16 protein-coding genes are annotated in these 17506 nt (G+C 53.5%); 11 read left to right on the forward strand and 5 right to left on the reverse strand.

Annotation, left to right across the window (positions count from 1 at the left end; genetic code table 11):
* Window positions 1-33 precede the first annotated feature (33 nt).
* A complete protein-coding gene (locus tag V6E55_RS20595; protein WP_316943781.1) occupies window positions 34-2061 on the forward strand; it encodes an alpha-amylase in 2028 nt (675 codons plus the stop codon).
* 193 nt (window positions 2062-2254) lie between these two features.
* Complete coding sequence (gene avtA, locus V6E55_RS20600) at window positions 2255-3508, forward strand: valine--pyruvate transaminase (protein WP_114978936.1); 1254 nt, start codon at window positions 2255-2257, stop codon at window positions 3506-3508.
* Between the two features lie 4 nt (window positions 3509-3512).
* Here avtA and V6E55_RS20605 read toward each other — a convergent pair whose 3' ends face one another.
* The gene (locus V6E55_RS20605; RefSeq protein ID WP_316943782.1) at window positions 3513-3968 is read right to left on the reverse strand and encodes a 4Fe-4S dicluster domain-containing protein; all 456 of its coding nucleotides are present in this window, start codon (window positions 3966-3968) and stop codon (window positions 3513-3515) included.
* A gap of 3 nt (window positions 3969-3971) precedes the next feature.
* Window positions 3972-4790 carry an IclR family transcriptional regulator YiaJ gene (gene yiaJ / locus V6E55_RS20610; protein WP_021242452.1) on the reverse strand — a complete coding sequence of 273 codons (819 nt, stop codon included), beginning with the start codon at window positions 4788-4790 and terminating at the stop codon, window positions 3972-3974.
* A gap of 226 nt (window positions 4791-5016) precedes the next feature.
* Between yiaJ and yiaK the strand changes: the two genes are divergently transcribed.
* Genes yiaK through araD form a run of 8 tightly spaced genes read left to right on the forward strand, consistent with a single transcriptional unit; the run spans window position 5017 to window position 12600 of the window.
* Window positions 5017-6015, forward strand: a complete 999-nt coding sequence (gene yiaK / locus V6E55_RS20615; RefSeq protein ID WP_114978938.1) for a 3-dehydro-L-gulonate 2-dehydrogenase — start codon at window positions 5017-5019, stop codon at window positions 6013-6015.
* Between the two features lie 10 nt (window positions 6016-6025).
* Complete coding sequence (locus tag V6E55_RS20620) at window positions 6026-6493, forward strand: YhcH/YjgK/YiaL family protein (protein WP_316943783.1); 468 nt, start codon at window positions 6026-6028, stop codon at window positions 6491-6493.
* A 26-nt stretch (window positions 6494-6519) separates the two neighbouring features.
* Window positions 6520-7446 carry a DUF4862 family protein gene (locus tag V6E55_RS20625; protein WP_316943784.1) on the forward strand — a complete coding sequence of 309 codons (927 nt, stop codon included), beginning with the start codon at window positions 6520-6522 and terminating at the stop codon, window positions 7444-7446.
* A 43-nt stretch (window positions 7447-7489) separates the two neighbouring features.
* On the forward strand, window positions 7490-8809 hold the full coding sequence (locus V6E55_RS20630) for an MFS transporter (RefSeq protein ID WP_316943785.1): 1320 nt from the start codon (window positions 7490-7492) through the stop codon (window positions 8807-8809).
* A 56-nt stretch (window positions 8810-8865) separates the two neighbouring features.
* Complete coding sequence (locus tag V6E55_RS20635; protein ID WP_316943786.1) at window positions 8866-10371, forward strand: FGGY-family carbohydrate kinase; 1506 nt, start codon at window positions 8866-8868, stop codon at window positions 10369-10371.
* Window positions 10368-11021: a 3-keto-L-gulonate-6-phosphate decarboxylase UlaD gene (ulaD, locus tag V6E55_RS20640; protein ID WP_316943787.1), complete on the forward strand. Its 654-nt coding sequence runs from the start codon at window positions 10368-10370 to the stop codon at window positions 11019-11021. The genes V6E55_RS20635 and ulaD overlap by 4 nt, the downstream gene beginning before the upstream one ends.
* Before the next feature lie 2 nt (window positions 11022-11023).
* The gene (locus V6E55_RS20645; protein WP_316943788.1) at window positions 11024-11884 is read left to right on the forward strand and encodes an L-ribulose-5-phosphate 3-epimerase; all 861 of its coding nucleotides are present in this window, start codon (window positions 11024-11026) and stop codon (window positions 11882-11884) included.
* Window positions 11878-12600 (forward strand): L-ribulose-5-phosphate 4-epimerase, encoded by a 723-nt coding sequence (gene araD, locus V6E55_RS20650; protein WP_316943789.1) that lies wholly within the window; start codon window positions 11878-11880, stop codon window positions 12598-12600. The genes V6E55_RS20645 and araD overlap by 7 nt, the downstream gene beginning before the upstream one ends.
* A 158-nt stretch (window positions 12601-12758) precedes the next feature.
* On the opposite strand, the gene V6E55_RS20655 is transcribed toward araD, so the two are convergent.
* The gene (locus V6E55_RS20655) at window positions 12759-13499 is read right to left on the reverse strand and encodes a MipA/OmpV family protein (RefSeq protein ID WP_049006241.1); all 741 of its coding nucleotides are present in this window, start codon (window positions 13497-13499) and stop codon (window positions 12759-12761) included.
* Between the two features lie 117 nt (window positions 13500-13616).
* Here V6E55_RS20655 and V6E55_RS20660 point away from each other — a divergent pair, with 117 nt between their 5' ends.
* A complete protein-coding gene (locus tag V6E55_RS20660; RefSeq protein ID WP_114978947.1) occupies window positions 13617-14582 on the forward strand; it encodes a LysR family transcriptional regulator in 966 nt (321 codons plus the stop codon).
* On the opposite strand, the gene aldB is transcribed toward V6E55_RS20660, so the two are convergent.
* Window positions 14579-16117, reverse strand: coding sequence for an aldehyde dehydrogenase AldB (gene aldB / locus V6E55_RS20665; RefSeq protein WP_028018230.1), 1539 nt, complete (start codon window positions 16115-16117; stop codon window positions 14579-14581). The two genes, V6E55_RS20660 and aldB, sit on opposite strands and share 4 nt — an antisense overlap.
* A gap of 85 nt (window positions 16118-16202) precedes the next feature.
* Window positions 16203-17354 (reverse strand): L-threonine dehydrogenase, encoded by a 1152-nt coding sequence (yiaY, locus tag V6E55_RS20670; protein WP_316943790.1) that lies wholly within the window; start codon window positions 17352-17354, stop codon window positions 16203-16205.
* Between the last annotated feature and the right edge of the window lie 152 nt (window positions 17355-17506).

The following is a 17506-nucleotide window of genomic DNA, read 5'->3' on the forward strand; positions in this document are numbered from 1 at the left end:
CACTGGTCAAAAATGCCGCGACAGGAAAATGGAATGAAACGCACCGCAATAGCCTTTCTGATGTTACCCGCACTGGCACATGCAGGCTGGTCATCACCGGGGTTTACTGCATTTAACACCGAAGGCACCGGGATTTTCACCAGCCAGACAAAGCTCGCGAAGGGTACGCGTCCTCTTACACTAAGTTTTGACAAGACGTGCTGGCAGCCAACCGATGCGATAAAACTCAACGAGATGCTGTCGCTCAAACCCTGTGACGGCACGCCGCCGCAGTGGCGTCTTTTCCGCGACGGTGAATACCAGATGCGGATTGATACTCGATCCGGCACGCCCACCCTGCTGCTAACCATCCAGAGTGCAGCAGAACAGCCAGTTACCAACGTTATCCGCCAATGCCCGAAGTGGGACGGTAAACCGCTGACACTCGAGGTCAGCCATACCTTCCCGGAAGGCTCCGTCGTGCGCGACTACTACAGTAAACAGACAGCGACGGTGCAAAATGGAAAAATCACTCTGCAACCGGCCGCTAACAGCAACGGTCTGCTGCTGCTTGAGCGCGCCGAAACCGACAAGCCTGCGCCGTTTAGCTGGCAAAATGCCACCGTCTATTTCGTGCTCACTGACCGTTTCGTGAATGGTGACCCGAGCAACGACAACAGCTATGGCCGTCACAAAGACGGCATGCAGGAGATTGGTACCTTCCACGGTGGAGATCTCAAGGGGCTCGCCAGCAAGCTCGATTATTTACAGCAACTGGGTGTGAATGCGCTCTGGATAAGTTCCCCGCTTGAGCAGATCCACGGTTGGGTCGGCGGCGGCACCAAAGGTGATTTCCCTCATTATGCCTATCACGGCTATTACACTCAGGACTGGACGAAGCTCGACGCCAACATGGGTACCGAAGATGATTTACGTCATCTGGTCGATGAAGCGCATAAACGTGGCATTCGTATCCTGTTCGATATCGTCATGAACCACACGGGCTACGCGACGCTTGCGGACATGCAGGAGTATCAGTTTGGTGCCTTGTATCTGCAGGGTGATGAGCTGAAAAAGACGCTGGAAGAACGCTGGACGGACTGGAAGCCGGGCGCAGGCCAAAGCTGGCACAGCTTTAACGACTACATCAACTTTAGCGACAAAGCCGCGTGGGAAAAATGGTGGGGGAAAAAGTGGATCCGCACTGATATCGGTGATTACGACAACCCCGGCTTCGATGATTTAACCATGTCACTGGCGTTCTTACCCGACCTGAAAACGGAATCCACCTCACCTTCCGGGTTGCCTAATTTCTATCAACACAAGCCTGATACCCATGCGAAAGTCATACCCGGGTATACCCCGCGCAATTATCTGACCCACTGGCTCAGCCAATGGGTACGTGACTACGGCATTGATGGTTTCCGGGTTGATACAGCCAAACACGTTGAGCTGGCGGCCTGGCAACAGCTGAAAGACCAGGCCAGCCAGGCGCTGGCTGCCTGGAAAGGTGCTCACCCGGATAAAAAGCTCGACAATGCACCATTCTGGATGACCGGGGAATCCTGGGGCCACGGCGTCATGCAGAGCGATTATTACCGCCATGGTTTCGATGCGATGATTAACTTTGATTATCAGGAGCAAGCGGCAAAAGCGGTGAACTGTCTGGCGGATATCGACCTCACCTGGCAGCAGATGGCGGAAAAATTGCAAAGTTTCAACGTCCTGAGCTATCTCTCTTCGCATGACACGCGCCTGTTCCGCGAAGGGGGTCAACGCGCAGCTGAACTGCTCTTGTTAGCGCCGGGTAGCGTACAAATCTATTATGGGGATGAATCTGAACGTCCATTCGGGCCGACAGGCTCCGACCCACTGCAGGGCACCCGGTCAGATATGAACTGGCAGGACGTCACGGGCAAGCAGGCTTTAACCGTCACCCACTGGCAAACGCTGGGTCAGTTCCGCGCGCGCCATCCGGCGATTGGTGAAGGCAAACAAACCACGCTGTCGCTGAAAGAGGGATATGGCTTCGTGCGCGAGCATAATGGCGATAAGGTGATGGTAGTATGGGCAGGTAATTAATAACGGTTCACTCCTGTTCCCTCTCCCGTTGGGAGAGGGTTAGGGTGAGGGAAAAATCAACAGAACTATTCACTACACAAATCCATTCCCGCCACATAAAACAACAAATCCGACCACACCACCCGATTTGCACCAGCACGGTGCTAGCGTTATGGTTACCCACTTTCAAAATAAGCTCGACAGATCACCTGCTATGACGTTTTCACTTTTCGGCGACAAATTCACCCGCCATTCAGGCATTACTCGCCTGATGGAGGACCTCAACGACGGGCTGCGCACACCGGGCGCAATCATGCTCGGCGGCGGAAACCCGGCTCAAATCCCGGAGATGAATACCTATTTCCAGACGCTGCTCGCTCAGATGCTGGAAAGCGGCAAAGCAACCGATGCGCTTTGCAACTACGACGGCCCACAGGGTAAAACCGAACTGCTGGCACTCCTCGCCGAAATGCTGCGTGAAGAGCTGGGCTGGGATATCGAGCCACAGAATATTGCACTGACAAACGGCAGCCAGAGCGCGTTTTTCTACTTGTTTAACCTGTTTGCAGGACGTCGCGCCGACGGCACCACCAAAAAGGTGTTGTTCCCGCTGGCACCGGAGTATATCGGCTACGCCGATTCCGGCCTGGAAGAGGATCTGTTCGTCTCCGCACGCCCGAATATCGAGCTGCTGCCGGAAGGCCAGTTCAAATATCACGTCGATTTTGAACACCTGCATATTGGTGAAGAGACGGGCATGATCTGCGTATCACGTCCGACGAACCCGACGGGCAACGTGATCACCGATGACGAGCTTATGAAACTGGATGCGCTGGCGAATCAACACGGCATTCCGCTGGTGATCGATAACGCCTACGGCGTACCGTTCCCGGGCATTATCTTCAGCGAAGCACGTCCGCTGTGGAACCCGAACATTGTCCTGTGCATGAGCCTCTCTAAGCTGGGTCTGCCGGGTAGCCGCTGCGGCATTATCATCGCGAATGAAAAAATCATCACCGCCATTACCAACATGAACGGCATTATCAGCCTTTCACCGGGCGGTATCGGCCCGGCGATGATGTGCGAAATGATTAAGCGCAACGACCTGCTGCGTCTGTCCAATGAGGTGATTAAGCCGTTCTATTACCAGCGTGTTCAGGAGACAATTGCAACACTTCGCCGCTATTTACCGGAAGAACGCTGCCTGATCCACAAACCTGAAGGGGCGATTTTCCTGTGGCTGTGGTTTAAGGATCTGCCCATCACCACCGAACTGCTCTATCAACGCCTGAAGAAGCGCGGCGTGTTAATGGTACCGGGCGATTACTTCTTCCCAGGCCTGGATAAACCGTGGCCGCATACACACCAGTGCATGCGCATGAACTATGTGCCCGATCCGGAAAAAATCGAAGCGGGTGTCAAAATTCTGGCCGAAGAAATTGAAAAAGCCTGGCGCGAAGAGGGTTAAGGTTTTACGCCAGATGATGCTGTCGTTCCGTACGTAATCTGGCGGGATCAACACAGCGCAACGCGTGGGTTGGACAGGCCTCCACACAGGCAGGTCCGCCTTCGCGATGCATGCACAAATCACACTTCAGCGCGTGCGCCTTATTTCCCTCCAGCCGAACCTGCATCGCCCCAAACGGGCACGCCAGCATACAGCTTTTGCATCCAATACAGCACGTCTGCTCCACGAGCCAGGCTCCCGCAGTGCGGCGAATGGCATGGGTTGGGCAGACATTGGCGCAGGGTGCATCTTCGCACTGGTGGCAGCCAACAGCCGTGGTATATGACCCCCCTTTAACCACACGAATGCGTGGCGTAAAGGCATGTGCGGATACGGAATCCTGATGCGACACCGCGCAGGCTGCTTCACAGGTACGGCACCCAATGCATTTTGCCGAATCCGCCATGATAAATTGGTTCATCTGTTACGCCTCGCGTACGTTAAAACCCAGTTCTTTTGAAATAGCCTCTGCCGTTTCACGCAGTGGTTTAAGCAAGTTTTTCTCGCCCACCTGCTTCATGCGTGATGTCGATAGTGATATGGAGATCGCATACGGCACACGACCATGAATATCAAACACCGGCACGGCGATACAGGAGACACCCAGTTCGTTCTCTTCTTTGTCCATCGCCATGCTGCGATCGCGAATTTCCGCCAGCTCATCATACATGGCACTCAATTCTGTGATGGTGTTGCGGGTCAAAGGTTGGATCTGTTCCTGATGGCTTTCCCAGTAGCTCGCCACATAGTCCTGGTGACCAAACGCCATGTAGATCTTGCCCATCGCTGAGCAGTAGAGCGGCATATGCTGACCGATATAAGCACGCGTGCGCAGCATACCGGTTGTCGGCTCGAGTTTATAAATCAGGATCGCGTGGTCGTCTTCCCGGCTGGAAAAGTTCACCGTTTCACCGGTAGCAATATTCAGCGCTTCAAGGTGTGGCGCCGCCACGTGGATGATATTGAGCGACGACAGCGCCTTTTGCCCGACGGCGATAAATTTGGTGGTCAGACGATAACTGCCCGCCGCAGGCGCCGGGGTAACGTACCCGCAAGACTGTAACCCCTGAAGTAACCGGTGCACGGTGCTCTTATTCAAACCTGCCAGTTCCGATAAATGCGCAAGCGGGCACCCGTTCGGATAGTTGCTGAGGATCTCAATCAGCATCAGGCCGCGAAACAAGCTCTGGCTACCTGCTGGCCTCTCTTTTTCTTGCGTCATTTCGCTCTCTTTCATGCTCATTAAATGGCTCCTTTTTATCGCGCTCCTGATGGTAGCGCAAAGTGTGGTTTAGTTCACGATCTCAACAGAAAAAACACAACCAATTGATTTTAATGATTTTTGAAAAACATAAATGTCGTTGATCTGACAAATTTTGATCGTTATATTTGAAATCAGATTTCGCATAGTGAAATTTAACGATAAAAAAGCACTCGCACTGCCCCCTAAAATAAACAGGAGAACAGGGATGAAAGTGACCTTTGAAGAGTTGAAAGCGGCGTTTAATCGGGTCCTGCTCGATCGCGGCGTAAAAGCTGACGCCGCAGATGCCTGTGCGGAGATGTTTGCCCGCACCACAGAATCCGGCGTCTATTCACACGGCGTGAACCGTTTCCCGCGTTTTATTCAGCAACTTGAAGCTGGTGACATCATTCCTGACGCCCTGCCAAAACGAGTAACGTCATTAGGCGCCATTGAGCAGTGGGATGCTCAGCGCTCCATCGGCAACCTGACAGCGAAGAAAATGATGGATCGCGCCACGGAGCTGGCATCCGATCACGGTATCGGCCTGGTGGCTCTGCGTAACGCTAACCACTGGATGCGCGGCGGTAGCTACGGCTGGCAGGCGGCTGAGAAGGGTTATATTGGAATTTGCTGGACCAACTCCATTGCCGTGATGCCCGCGTGGGGATCAAAAGAATGCTGCATCGGCACCAACCCGCTAATCGTTGCGATTCCCTCCAACCCAATCACCATGGTCGACATGTCAATGTCGATGTTCTCCTACGGCATGCTGGAAGTGAATCGCCTGGCCGGGCGCGAATTGCCGGTTGATGGCGGGTTTGACGACGAGGGTAATCTCACCCGTGAACCCGGCGTCATTGAGAAAAACCGCCGCATTTTGCCAATGGGCTACTGGAAAGGATCAGGTCTGTCTATCGTACTGGATATGATCGCTACCCTGCTTTCCAACGGTTCTTCCGTAGCGGAAGTGACGCAGGACAACAGCGACGAGTATGGTGTATCGCAGATCTTTATCGCCATCGAGGTTGACCGCCTGATCGACGGGCCAACCCGTGATGCCAAACTGCAACGTATCATGGACTTCATCACCAACGCTGAGCGGTCCGATGAAAACGTCGCCATTCGTCTGCCGGGACATGAATTCACCCGTCTGCAGGAAGAGAACCGCCGTAATGGCATCACGGTCGATGACAGCGTGTGGGCGAAAATCCAGGCCCTGTAAGGAGTGGACGATGATATTCGGACATATTTCACAGCCAAATCCGTGCCGTCTCCCACAGGCGATTGAAAAGGCGCTCGATTTTCTGCGCACCACGGACTTCACGGCACTGGAGCCGGGCGTTGTTGAAATTGAGGGACGCAACATCTTTGCCCAGGTACTCGATCTCACCACCAAAGCGTGGCATGAGAATCGCCCGGAAGTACACCGACGTTATCTGGATATACAGTTTCTGGCATGGGGTGAAGAGCAAATCGGTATCGCTATAGATACCGGCACCAACAAAATAAGCGAATCATTACTGGAACAGCGGGATATTATTTTTTATCACGCCAGCGAAAATGAATCCTTTATCGAAATGATACCTGGCAGTTATGCCATATTTTTCCCGCAGGATGTCCACCGTCCTGCCTGTATTAAGAACAAAGAATCCACAATTCGTAAAATTGTGGTGAAAGTGGCAATCAGTGAATTGAATTAATTTTCTGATAAATACAGGAATGCGAAATGACCAACACCGGTTTTATTATTGGTGCGTACCCCTGCGCACCTTCGTTTCACCAGAAAGGAGAACAAGAAGAACAAACCTTCTGGCGGGAACTTTCCGACACACCCAACATCCGTGGGCTGGAACAACCTTGCCTTGAAAACCTGCATCCGTTTGGTGATGAATGGCTGTTCCGTCATACGCCAGGGGACTGGCAAATCGTGGTGACGGCAGTGATGGAAACCATGCGCCGCCGTGGTACCAACGGCGCGTTCGGTCTGGCCTCCGCCGACGAGCAACAGCGTAAGGCCTGCGTCGAATTCTATCGCCATCTACACCAGAAAATTGACGCCGTGAATGTCCGTTATCCCGGGAAAGTGATCGCCCTGGAGATGCAGGCAGCACCGCAGGCGGGTAACGCCTCTGTCGAACAAGCCACTGAGGCATTCTCTCGCTCCATTCGTGAAATAGCAGGTTGGAACTGGTCATGCGATCTGGTTCTTGAGCACTGCGATGCCATGACCGGCCCCGCACCGCGTAAAGGTTTTTTACCCCTGGAACAGGTACTGGAGGTGGTGAAAGAAACGGATATCAGCGTGTGTATTAACTGGGCGCGCTCGGCCATCGAAGGTCGTAACACTGCCCTTCCGCTTGAGCATGTTCAAACCGCACTCAACGCCGAAAAACTCGGCGCGCTGATGTTCTCCGGGACAACAGCAACCGGTGAATACGGTGACTGGCAGGATCTCCATGCACCGTTTTCTTCGTTCTGCGCCGACAGTTTAATGACCACTGAACACGCAAAAACACTCTTTACTGCGGCGAGCGCCGCAACATTGAAATTCTCCGGTATTAAATTACTGGAAATAAATGTTAATGCTGACGTCAGCCATCGCATTGCCATTTTGCGCGACGGCATTAGCGCCATGAATAAAGCGACACAATAAAAATAAAAATCTTATTCCGGTTACATTTACTGAGATATTAAATATGAACACGACCTCTCATGCTTTACATGCGGATATTCCGCGCCAGCGCTGGTTAAGAATCATTCCCCCTATTCTTATCGCCTGCATTATTTCTTATATGGACCGAGTGAATATTGCGTTTGCGATGCCAGGTGGTATGGATGAAGAATTAGGTATATCCGCCACAATGGCTGGCCTGGCGGGCGGTATCTTCTTTATCGGCTATCTGTTCCTGCAAGTTCCCGGCGGCAAGATTGCTGTTCATGGCAGTGGTAAGAAGTTTATCGGCTGGTCTTTGGTCGCCTGGGCGGTGATTTCAGTCCTGACCGGCCTTGTTACCCATCAGTATCAGCTGTTGGTGTTGCGCTTCTTACTGGGAGTGGCGGAAGGCGGGATGCTACCCGTTGTGCTGACGATGATCAGTAACTGGTTTCCGGATGCCGAACGTGGCCGTGCCAACGCGATTGTGATTATGTTTGTGCCCATCGCCGGGATCATCACAGCACCGTTGTCGGGTTGGATCATCACCGCGCTCGACTGGCGCTGGCTGTTCATCATTGAAGGGCTGATGTCCGTTGTGGTGCTGGTGCTCTGGGCCTTCACCGTGTATGACCGTCCACAAGAAGCTCGCTGGATATCGGAAGCCGAGAAAAACTACCTGGTGAAAACGCTGGCGGCGGAACAGCAGGCGATTGCCGGTAAAGAGGTGAAAAACGCCTCACTGAGCGCAGTGCTGTCCGACAAAACCATGTGGCAGTTAATCGCCCTGAACTTCTTCTACCAGACCGGAATTTACGGTTACACCCTCTGGCTGCCAACCATCCTGAAAGAGCTGACACACACCAGTATCGGCCAGGTTGGGATGCTCGCCATTCTGCCTTACATCGGCGCCATTGCGGGCATGTTCTTGTTCTCGTCTCTCTCTGACCGTACCGGCAAGCGCAAGTTGTTTGTCTCTCTCCCCTTGATTGGCTTTGCGCTCTGCATGTTCCTTTCCGTCGCGCTGAAAGCGAACACCTGGCTGGCCTATGCCGCGCTGGTAGGTTGCGGATTCTTTCTGCAGTCCGCTGCGGGCGTGTTCTGGACTATTCCGGCGCGTCTGTTTAGCGCCGAAATGGCGGGCGGAGCACGCGGTGTCATTAACGCGCTGGGTAACCTCGGTGGCTTCTGCGGCCCGTATGCGGTGGGTGTACTGATCACGCTGTACAGCAAAGACGCAGGGGTTTACTGCCTGGCGGTGTCTCTGGCACTGGCCTCGCTGCTGGCTCTGCTCTTACCGGCGAAATGCGATGCCGGAGCTGAGCCGAATCCCTCGGTGAACTCACATAAACGTGCGGCCTGATGCCCTCACCCAAGCCCTCTCCCACGGGGAGAGGGAGCAACACAAGAGAATCAAAGATGAGTGAAAAAGAGCCCTTCTGGCTGGGTATCGATTGTGGCGGTACTTATCTTAAAGCTGGTTTGTACACCCGTCAGGGAAAAGAGGTCTGTATTGAGCGCCGTTCGGTTGCCACTCTCAGCGCACGTCCTGGCTATGCTGAACGGGATATGCACCAGCTCTGGCAGCACTGCCACACAACCGTCGCACTGCTGCTCAAAAACGCCAGGGTCGATGGCGAGCAGATCAAAGGTGTCGGTATTTCGGCCCAGGGCAAAGGGCTGTTTCTGTTTGATAAACAGGATCAACCGCTGGGCAACGCCATGCTCTCCTCTGACCGTCGGGCACTGGAGATTGTACAGCGCTGGCAGCAGGACGGCATTCCCGAGAAACTCTACCCGCACACGCGCCAGACGCTGTGGACCGGGCATCCGGCTTCGCTCCTGCGCTGGGTCAAAGAGAACGAACCGCAGCGTTATCAGCAAATTGGCTGCGTGATGATGGCGCACGACTACCTGCGCTGGTGTTTGACGGGGGAAAAAGGCTGCGAAGAGAGCAATATCTCGGAGTCCAATCTCTACAACATGAGCACCGGTCAGTACGATCCACAGCTGACACGCTGGCTCGGAATCAGAGAAATAGAAGGCGCACTGCCGCCGATTGTCGGCTCAGCAGAAATTTGCGGGGAAATCACCGCTCAGGCAGCCACTCAGACCGGTCTCGCGGCGGGCACGCCCGTCGTTGGTGGACTGTTTGATGTGGTTTCCACCGCGATCTGCGCCGGGCTGCAGGACGAAAATACGCTTAACGCCGTGATGGGTACCTGGGCCGTGACCAGCGGGATTGCCAATGCGCTTCGTGACAACGAGCCGTTCCCCTATGTGTATGGCCGTTACGTCCACCCGCAGCAGTACATCGTTCATGAAGCCAGCCCGACTTCATCCGGCAATCTTGAGTGGCTCACTGCCCAATGGGGCGATATGTCATTCGATGAAATCAACCATGCCGTCGCCAGCCTGCCGAAAGCGGAAAGCGATCTGTTCTTCCTGCCGTTCCTCTACGGCAGCAACGCCGGGCTGGAGATGACCAGTGGTTTTTACGGCATGCAGGCGCTACATACCCGCGCGCATCTTCTGCAGGCCGTTTACGAGGGCGTGGTGTTCAGCCACATGACCCACCTCAACCGCATGCTTGAGCGCTTTACCCAGGTGCAGGCGCTGCGCGTCACGGGTGGCCCGACCCATTCGGACGTGTGGATGCAAATGCTCGCCGACGTCAGCGGCCTGGCGATTGAGCTGCCGCAGGTGGAAGAGACCGGCTGCTCCGGCGCGGCGCTGGCGGCGCTGGTAGGCACCGGCGTCTACCCCGATTTCCACGCTGCACAGCTCACCCTCAAACACGACATCAGGGTGATTGAACCCGACATGCACGCCCATGCGGCCTACCAGCGCAAATATCACCGTTACCAGTTACTGATTTCAGCACTTCAGGACTATCACGCCCGTATTAAGGAGTACGACCTATGAGCCGACCATTACTGCAGCTGGCGCTCGACCATACCTCACTTCAGGCCGCCCAGCGCGACGTCGCGACGCTTTCAGATCACGTCGATATCATCGAAGCGGGCACCATTTTGTGCCTGACCGAAGGGCTGAGCGCCGTTCGCGCCCTTCGCGAGCAGTGCCCGGACAAAATCATCGTGGCGGACTGGAAAGTCGCCGATGCCGGAGAAACGCTGGCTGAGCAGGCGTTTGGCGCGGGCGCGAACTGGATGACCATCATATGCGCCGCCCCGCTGGCAACCGTTGAGCGAGGCCACGAGGTCGCACTGCGCTGCGGGGGAGAAATCCAGATGGAGCTGTTTGGCAACTGGACGCTGGACGACGCGCGTGCGTGGCATCGCGTTGGCGTGAAGCAGGCAATCTATCACCGCGGGCGCGACGCGCAGGCGAGTGGTCAGCAGTGGGGCGAAGCGGACCTCGCGAAAATGAAAGCGCTCTCTGACATCGGGTTGCAGCTTTCGATTACCGGCGGGATCACTCCTGCCGATCTGCCGCTGTTTAAGCAGATCAACGTCAAAGCCTTTATTGCCGGGCGAGCACTGGCAGGGGCAGAACACCCATCACAGGTGGCACAGGCATTTCATTCACAAATCCGCGACATCTGGGGAGAGTAACCATGCGTCAGCATCCGTTAGGTATTTACGAAAAAGCGCTGTCGAAAGATCTCACCTGGCCGGAACGTCTGGTGCTGGCGAAAAGCTGCGGGTTTGATTTTGTCGAAATGTCGGTTGATGAAACTGACGAACGTCTGTCACGTCTTGAGTGGAGCACCACGCAGCGTGCATCGCTGGTTGAAGCCATGCTGGAAACCGGCGTAGCGATTCCATCCATGTGCTTATCTGCCCACCGTCGTTTCCCGTTTGGCAGCCGCGATGAAGCCGTGCGCGAGCGCGCGCACGAAATCATGACCAAAGCCATCAGGCTGGCGCGTGATTTAGGTATCCGCACCATTCAGCTTGCAGGTTATGACGTCTATTACGAAGAACATGATGAAGGCACTCAACAACGCTTCGCAGAAGGGCTGGCGTGGGCGGTGGAACAAGCCGCTGCGGCACAGGTGATGCTGGCAGTGGAGATCATGGACACCGACTTTATGAACTCCATCAGCAAATGGAAAAAGTGGGACGACATGCTCGCTTCACCGTGGTTCAGCGTTTACCCGGATGTCGGCAATCTGAGCGCGTGGGGCAACGATGTCACCGCCGAGCTAACGCTGGGCATTGACCGTATTGCCGCAATCCACCTGAAAGATACCCAACCTGTCACTGAACACAGCCCTGGACAGTTCCGCGATGTGCCGTTTGGCGAAGGCTGCGTTGATTTTGTTGGCGTCTTTAACACGCTTAACCAACTGAACTATCGTGGCGCGTTTCTGATTGAAATGTGGACTGAAAAAGCAAAAGAACCCGTACTGGAAATCATCCAGGCGCGTCGCTGGATTGAAGCCCGTATGCAGGAAGGAGGCATGACATGTTAGAACAACTCAAAGCTGAAGTGCTGGCAGCAAACCTGGCGCTTCCCGCCCACCAGCTGGTGACATTTACCTGGGGTAATGTGAGCGCGGTCGATCGTGAAAACGGGCTGATGGTGATCAAACCCTCCGGCGTGGAGTATGACGTGATGACCGCAAACGATATGGTGGTGGTTGATATTGCCACGGGTGCGGTAGTCGAAGGCAGCAAAAAACCGTCATCCGACACGCCAACGCATCTTGCGTTGTATCGCCGTTACCCTGAGATTGGCGGCATCGTCCATACACATTCCCGCCACGCCACAATCTGGTCGCAGGCGGGTTTGGATTTACCTGCCTGGGGCACCACGCATGCCGACTACTTTTATGGTGCGATCCCCTGCACACGGCTGATGACCACGGCTGAAATTGCCGGGGAATACGAATATCGGACGGGTGAAGTGATCATCAAAACATTCGAGGAGCGCGACTTAAACCCGATGCAAATTCCGGCAGTGCTGGTCCATTCTCACGGTCCGTTTGCCTGGGGAAAAAATGCGGCTGATGCAGTACACAACGCGGTGGTGCTGGAAGAGTGCGCCTGTATGGGCCTGTTTTCACGCCAGCTGGCACCGCAGCTCCCAGTGATGCAACAGGAGTTGCTGGATAAGCACTATCTGCGCAAGCACGGGGCGAATGCGTATTACGGGCAGTACCCCAGCGATCATCGAAACACCAAATGAGTCATCAACTATTGAGGAAGTAATTACAGGAAAGGAAAACAGTAGACCTGGTGCTATCAAAAAGTACCCGGTGACGCTTCGCTTACGCGGGCTGACTATAACTATAATGATACCCATGAAGGCCGGGTAAGGCGAAGACGCCACCCGGCTTTACCGTATCAGAAACGCCAGGTCAGGCCGGTCATCAGCGCGAAGCTGTCGTCACGGTCGATCATCGGGCTGTTCTTCACGTCATCAGGTAACACGGTATAAACCGCGCTGGCATTGAGGAACAGTTTCTGGGTTAACTGATATTTAGCCGCCAGACCAACGTATGGCGTCCAGCTGTCACCCGCGGTGTATTCGTCCAGGCCTGAACGACGAGACTCACTGCCGGATACCCCGTAGTAGTAGTCGTTATAGCTCTCATCGCTATAGAAAATACCGACAGATGGCGTCAGTGTCAGGCGTTCCATACGGATTGGACGGAAGTAGGATACCTCACCGATCACGCCGCCGCTTTCATCCGTGGCATCACCAGAGACCGCCACTTTCAGCGAACCCCAGCTTTCATGGCGGTAGTATGCACCACCGAGGAAGGCAGAGGCTTTTCGCTCATCAAGCTTTTTCATCTGATGGTCGTCGTTGTCATCAGGATCAAAGTGGAGCGGCATCCAGGATGCAGTCAGGCTGAATTCATTTTTTTCATCTTTCCACAGGATCCACCCTCCTGTGGTCTGGCGCACGTAGAAACGATCGCCTTCGTAGCTAATTAACGGTACTGCGGTAGTATTTTCGTTATATCCTTTGTAAGGAGACTCATTAAATACAGCCCCCGCTCCAAGTGAAAAGTCACCGGCCATTGCAGATGATGTTGCAAATAACGTGGCAGCGATGAGTAAATTGTATTTAATAGTCATTACATGTAATCCATTTAAACGCCAAACAAGCGAGGCGAATAATAATGGTTACAAATTTGTCAATGCAACGCTGCACTTTATATAATATTATATATAAAAGCATATAGATGGGTGTGCATGATGAGTAAATTACAACTAAAGCCACGCGAATTAAAAATTATATCCGTCATCGCAGCAACCCACAGCATTGGTGATGCCGCCGCCCTGCTGGGTATGGCGCAGGCCAACGTCAGTAAATATCTGTCTGATTTTGAAACACGGGTTGGACTCAAGGTTTTTGAGCGCACCACTCGCCAACTGGCCCTAACCCAGTTTGGTGAAGCATTACTCCCTTACATTAACGCTTCGCTGGACAAAAACAGCCAACTTGTTAATTTCATTGCCGATTATAAGCATGAAAAACGTGGAAAAGTCACAATCTATGCCCCAACGGGCATTGTGACCTACCTCGCGCGACACGTGATCCACAAGATAGAGGACATCGGTGATATCCGCATCTCCCTGAAAACGTACAACCTGGATCGTAATGAATATTCTGAAGGTGTTTCCTTTCCGGATGACTGCGATATTTTAATTACCTATGCGCAACCAAAAGACGAAAGTCTGGTTGCGAGTGTTTTAACAAAATATTCGGTTACAGCATTTGCAACCAAAGAGTATTTAAATAAACACCCCTTAACGGGACCTGAAGATTTAATTAACCACTCCTGTATTCTTATAGACTCCATGCTGGTTGATGATGCAAACATCTGGCGTTTCCGCGTGCATGGTAGCGATGAGGTCCATGATTACAGAGTGACCGGGAACTATATTTGCGACAATACGCAGACGGCTCTGGAACTGGCAAGAAATAATCTTGGAATTGTTTTTGCTCCCAAAGAGAGTCTGAAAAAAGAATTAACGCAGGGCATGTTAGTCCCTTGCTTCCCGCATCAGGAGGAGTGGTGGCTCGACCTGACGACGATATTCCGCAAGCGTGAATATCAGCCCTGGCGTGTGCAATACGTCCTGGATGGCGTACTAAACTGCCTGCGCCAGCAAATTGCTCAGGCCGCCCATGGACGACCTGAGCTGAGTGATTAGAACAGTCCCAGAGGTTTATCGGAATAACTGACCAATAGACATTTTGTCTGCTGGTAATGCTCCAGCATCATCTTATGCGTTTCACGCCCGATGCCAGATTGCTTATAACCACCAAATGCCGCATGCGCCGGATAGGCATGGTAGCAGTTAGTCCATACGCGCCCGGCCTGAATGCCTCTTCCCATTTTATAAGCCAGATTTCCATTGCGGCTCCAGACACCTGCCCCCAGGCCATACGGTGTGTCATTCGCAATTTCCAGTGCCTCCTCCATCGTTTTGAAGGTCGTCACTGCCAGAACCGGTCCGAAAATTTCCTCCTGGAAGACTCGCATATTGTTCTTACCGAACAGGATCGTCGGCTCAAGATAATACCCTTCCTGCAGATCCCCACCGAGCACTTTACGGCGGCCACCGGTCAGAATATCTGCCCCTTCTTTCTTGCCGATATCAATATAGTTGAGGATCGTTTCCAGTTGCCCATGAGAGACCTGTGCGCCCATCTGGGTGACACTATCAAGCGGGTTACCGCTGCGGATAGACTCCACACGACGGATCGCGCGCTCCATAAAACGCTCGTAAATAGATTCCTGAACCAGCGCCCGGCTCGGGCAAGTGCACACTTCCCCCTGATTGAAGGCAAACAGAGCAAACCCTTCCAGGGCTTTATCGAAGAAGGCATCTTCTTCATCCATCACGTCCGCAAAGAAGATATTCGGGGATTTCCCCCCCAGTTCCAGCGTTACCGGAATGATGTTCTGCGTGGCGTACTGCATGATCTGCTGACCCACTTCCGTCGACCCGGTAAATGCCACTTTGGCGATACGTTTTGAGGTTGCCAGATATTCACCAATTTCACCTCCGGCACCGTTCACCACGTTGACCACCCCTGGTGGCAACAGATCGCCAATCACTTCCATCAATAACAGGACCGACAGCGGGGTCAGGCGCGCCGGTTTAAGCACAATACAGTTCCCGGCAGCCAGCGCAGGTGCCATTTTCCAGCTCGCCATCAGCAGCGGGAAGTTCCACGGAATGATTTGCCCCACCACGCCCAAAGGTTCGTGGAAGTGATACGCCACGGTATCGCTGTCGACCTCACTGATTCCGCCCTCCTGAGCACGAATACAGGAGGCAAAATAGCGGAAGTGGTCAATGGCCAGCGGCACATCAGCCGCCATTGTTTCCCGGATAGGCTTGCCGTTATCCCAGGTTTCCGCCGTCGCCAGCAGCTCCAGATTTTGCTCCATCCGGTCGGCAATTTTGAACAATATGGCCGCACGGTCCTGGACGGAAGTATGGCCCCATTTATCTTTCGCTTTATGCGCCGCATCCAGCGCCAGATCGATATCACGCTTGCCGGAGCTGGCTATTTCACACAATGGCTGGCCAGTGACAGGTGTCAGGTTGGAATAGTATTCGCCGTCGACGGGAGCCACCCAGGCGCCGCCAATAAAGTTGTCATAACGGGGTTTCAGCTTGAGGGGAAAACCATACTCGCCAGGCTGGATACGCGATGAGGGAGGATTGTTTGTCATGACCGTCTCCTTGCTGTTGGTGTACAACAAGGGTAGTCCCGGCTGACGATTTTCTCGCCAGCCGGTGACGGGTTTACGACAAGGGTCACATCGCGGCGCGATAAATTTCCATTATCTCTTCATGGGTCGCCTGAACCGGGTTGGTGAACCCACAGGCATCCTTCAGCGCATTGGTTGCCAGGACCGGAATATCTTCCTCTTTGACGTTCAGTTCGCGAAGACCCGCCGGGATATTGACCTTGCGGGCAAGCGCACGGATCTCAACGATGCAGGCCTGCGCCCCCTGCATGTCGGTCATCTCACTCACATTCACGCCCATGGCTTTTGCACAGTCGCGCAGACGCCCCGCCGCCGCCTTGCTGTTAAACACCTGAACGTGCGGAAGCAGTACAGCATTACAGACGCCATGCGGCAGATCGTAGAAACCACCCAACTGATGCGCCATCGCGTGTACATAGCCTAGTGAAGCATTGTTAAACGCCATGCCAGCGAGGAATTGTGCATAGGCCATCGCTTCACGCGCCTGAGCGTTACTGCCATCTTCAACGGCATGTACCAGGTTTTCACTAATCATCGTCACCGCTTTCAGCGCACAGGCATCAGTAATAGGTGTGGCCGCCACAGACACATACGCTTCAATCGCGTGCGTCAGGGCATCCATACCGGTTGCCGCTGTCAGTGAGGGTGGCATTCCTGACATGAGCGAGGAATCGTTAACAGACAGTACTGGCGTAACGTGCTTATCCACTATCGCCATTTTAATATGACGCGTCTCATCAGTAATAATACAGAAACGCGTCATTTCCGACGCCGTACCCGCGGTAGTATTAATCGCAATCATCGGCAATTGTGGTTTTGCAGAGCGATCGACACCTTCATAATCACGAATATCACCGCCGTTCACTGCCACCAGTGCAATACCTTTTGCACAATCGTGAGGTGAACCACCACCCAGTGAAATAATACAGTCACACTGATTTGCTTTTAATATTTCCAGACCTGCCGCCACATTTGCTGTCGTCGGATTAGGGTGCGTGCCGTCATACACAACGCTGGAAATATCACGTTCTTTCAGAGCATGTTGAATACTGGCGACCATACCCAGCTTGCTCAGCATGGTATCGGTGACAATCAGCGCGCGGCGCCAGCCGTAGTCGCGCATGGTATCCATTGCGGTGTCTAATGAATCAGAACCAATAATATTCACGGAAGGAATATAAAATACGGATGCAGCCATGATATTTCCTCAAAGAGATAAAAATTGTCGGCAGCATAAGGTAAAGATTACGCAAAAAACATGATCAAAAATATGATTTTGCGAAGACCTTCGCAGGTTGAATAAATTTAACCCTGCGAAGGTGTGAATTAATATTTAAATCTCTTTCTATC

The organism is Enterobacter sp. 342 (assembly GCF_036663495.1).
GTDB lineage: Bacteria > Pseudomonadota > Gammaproteobacteria > Enterobacterales > Enterobacteriaceae > Enterobacter.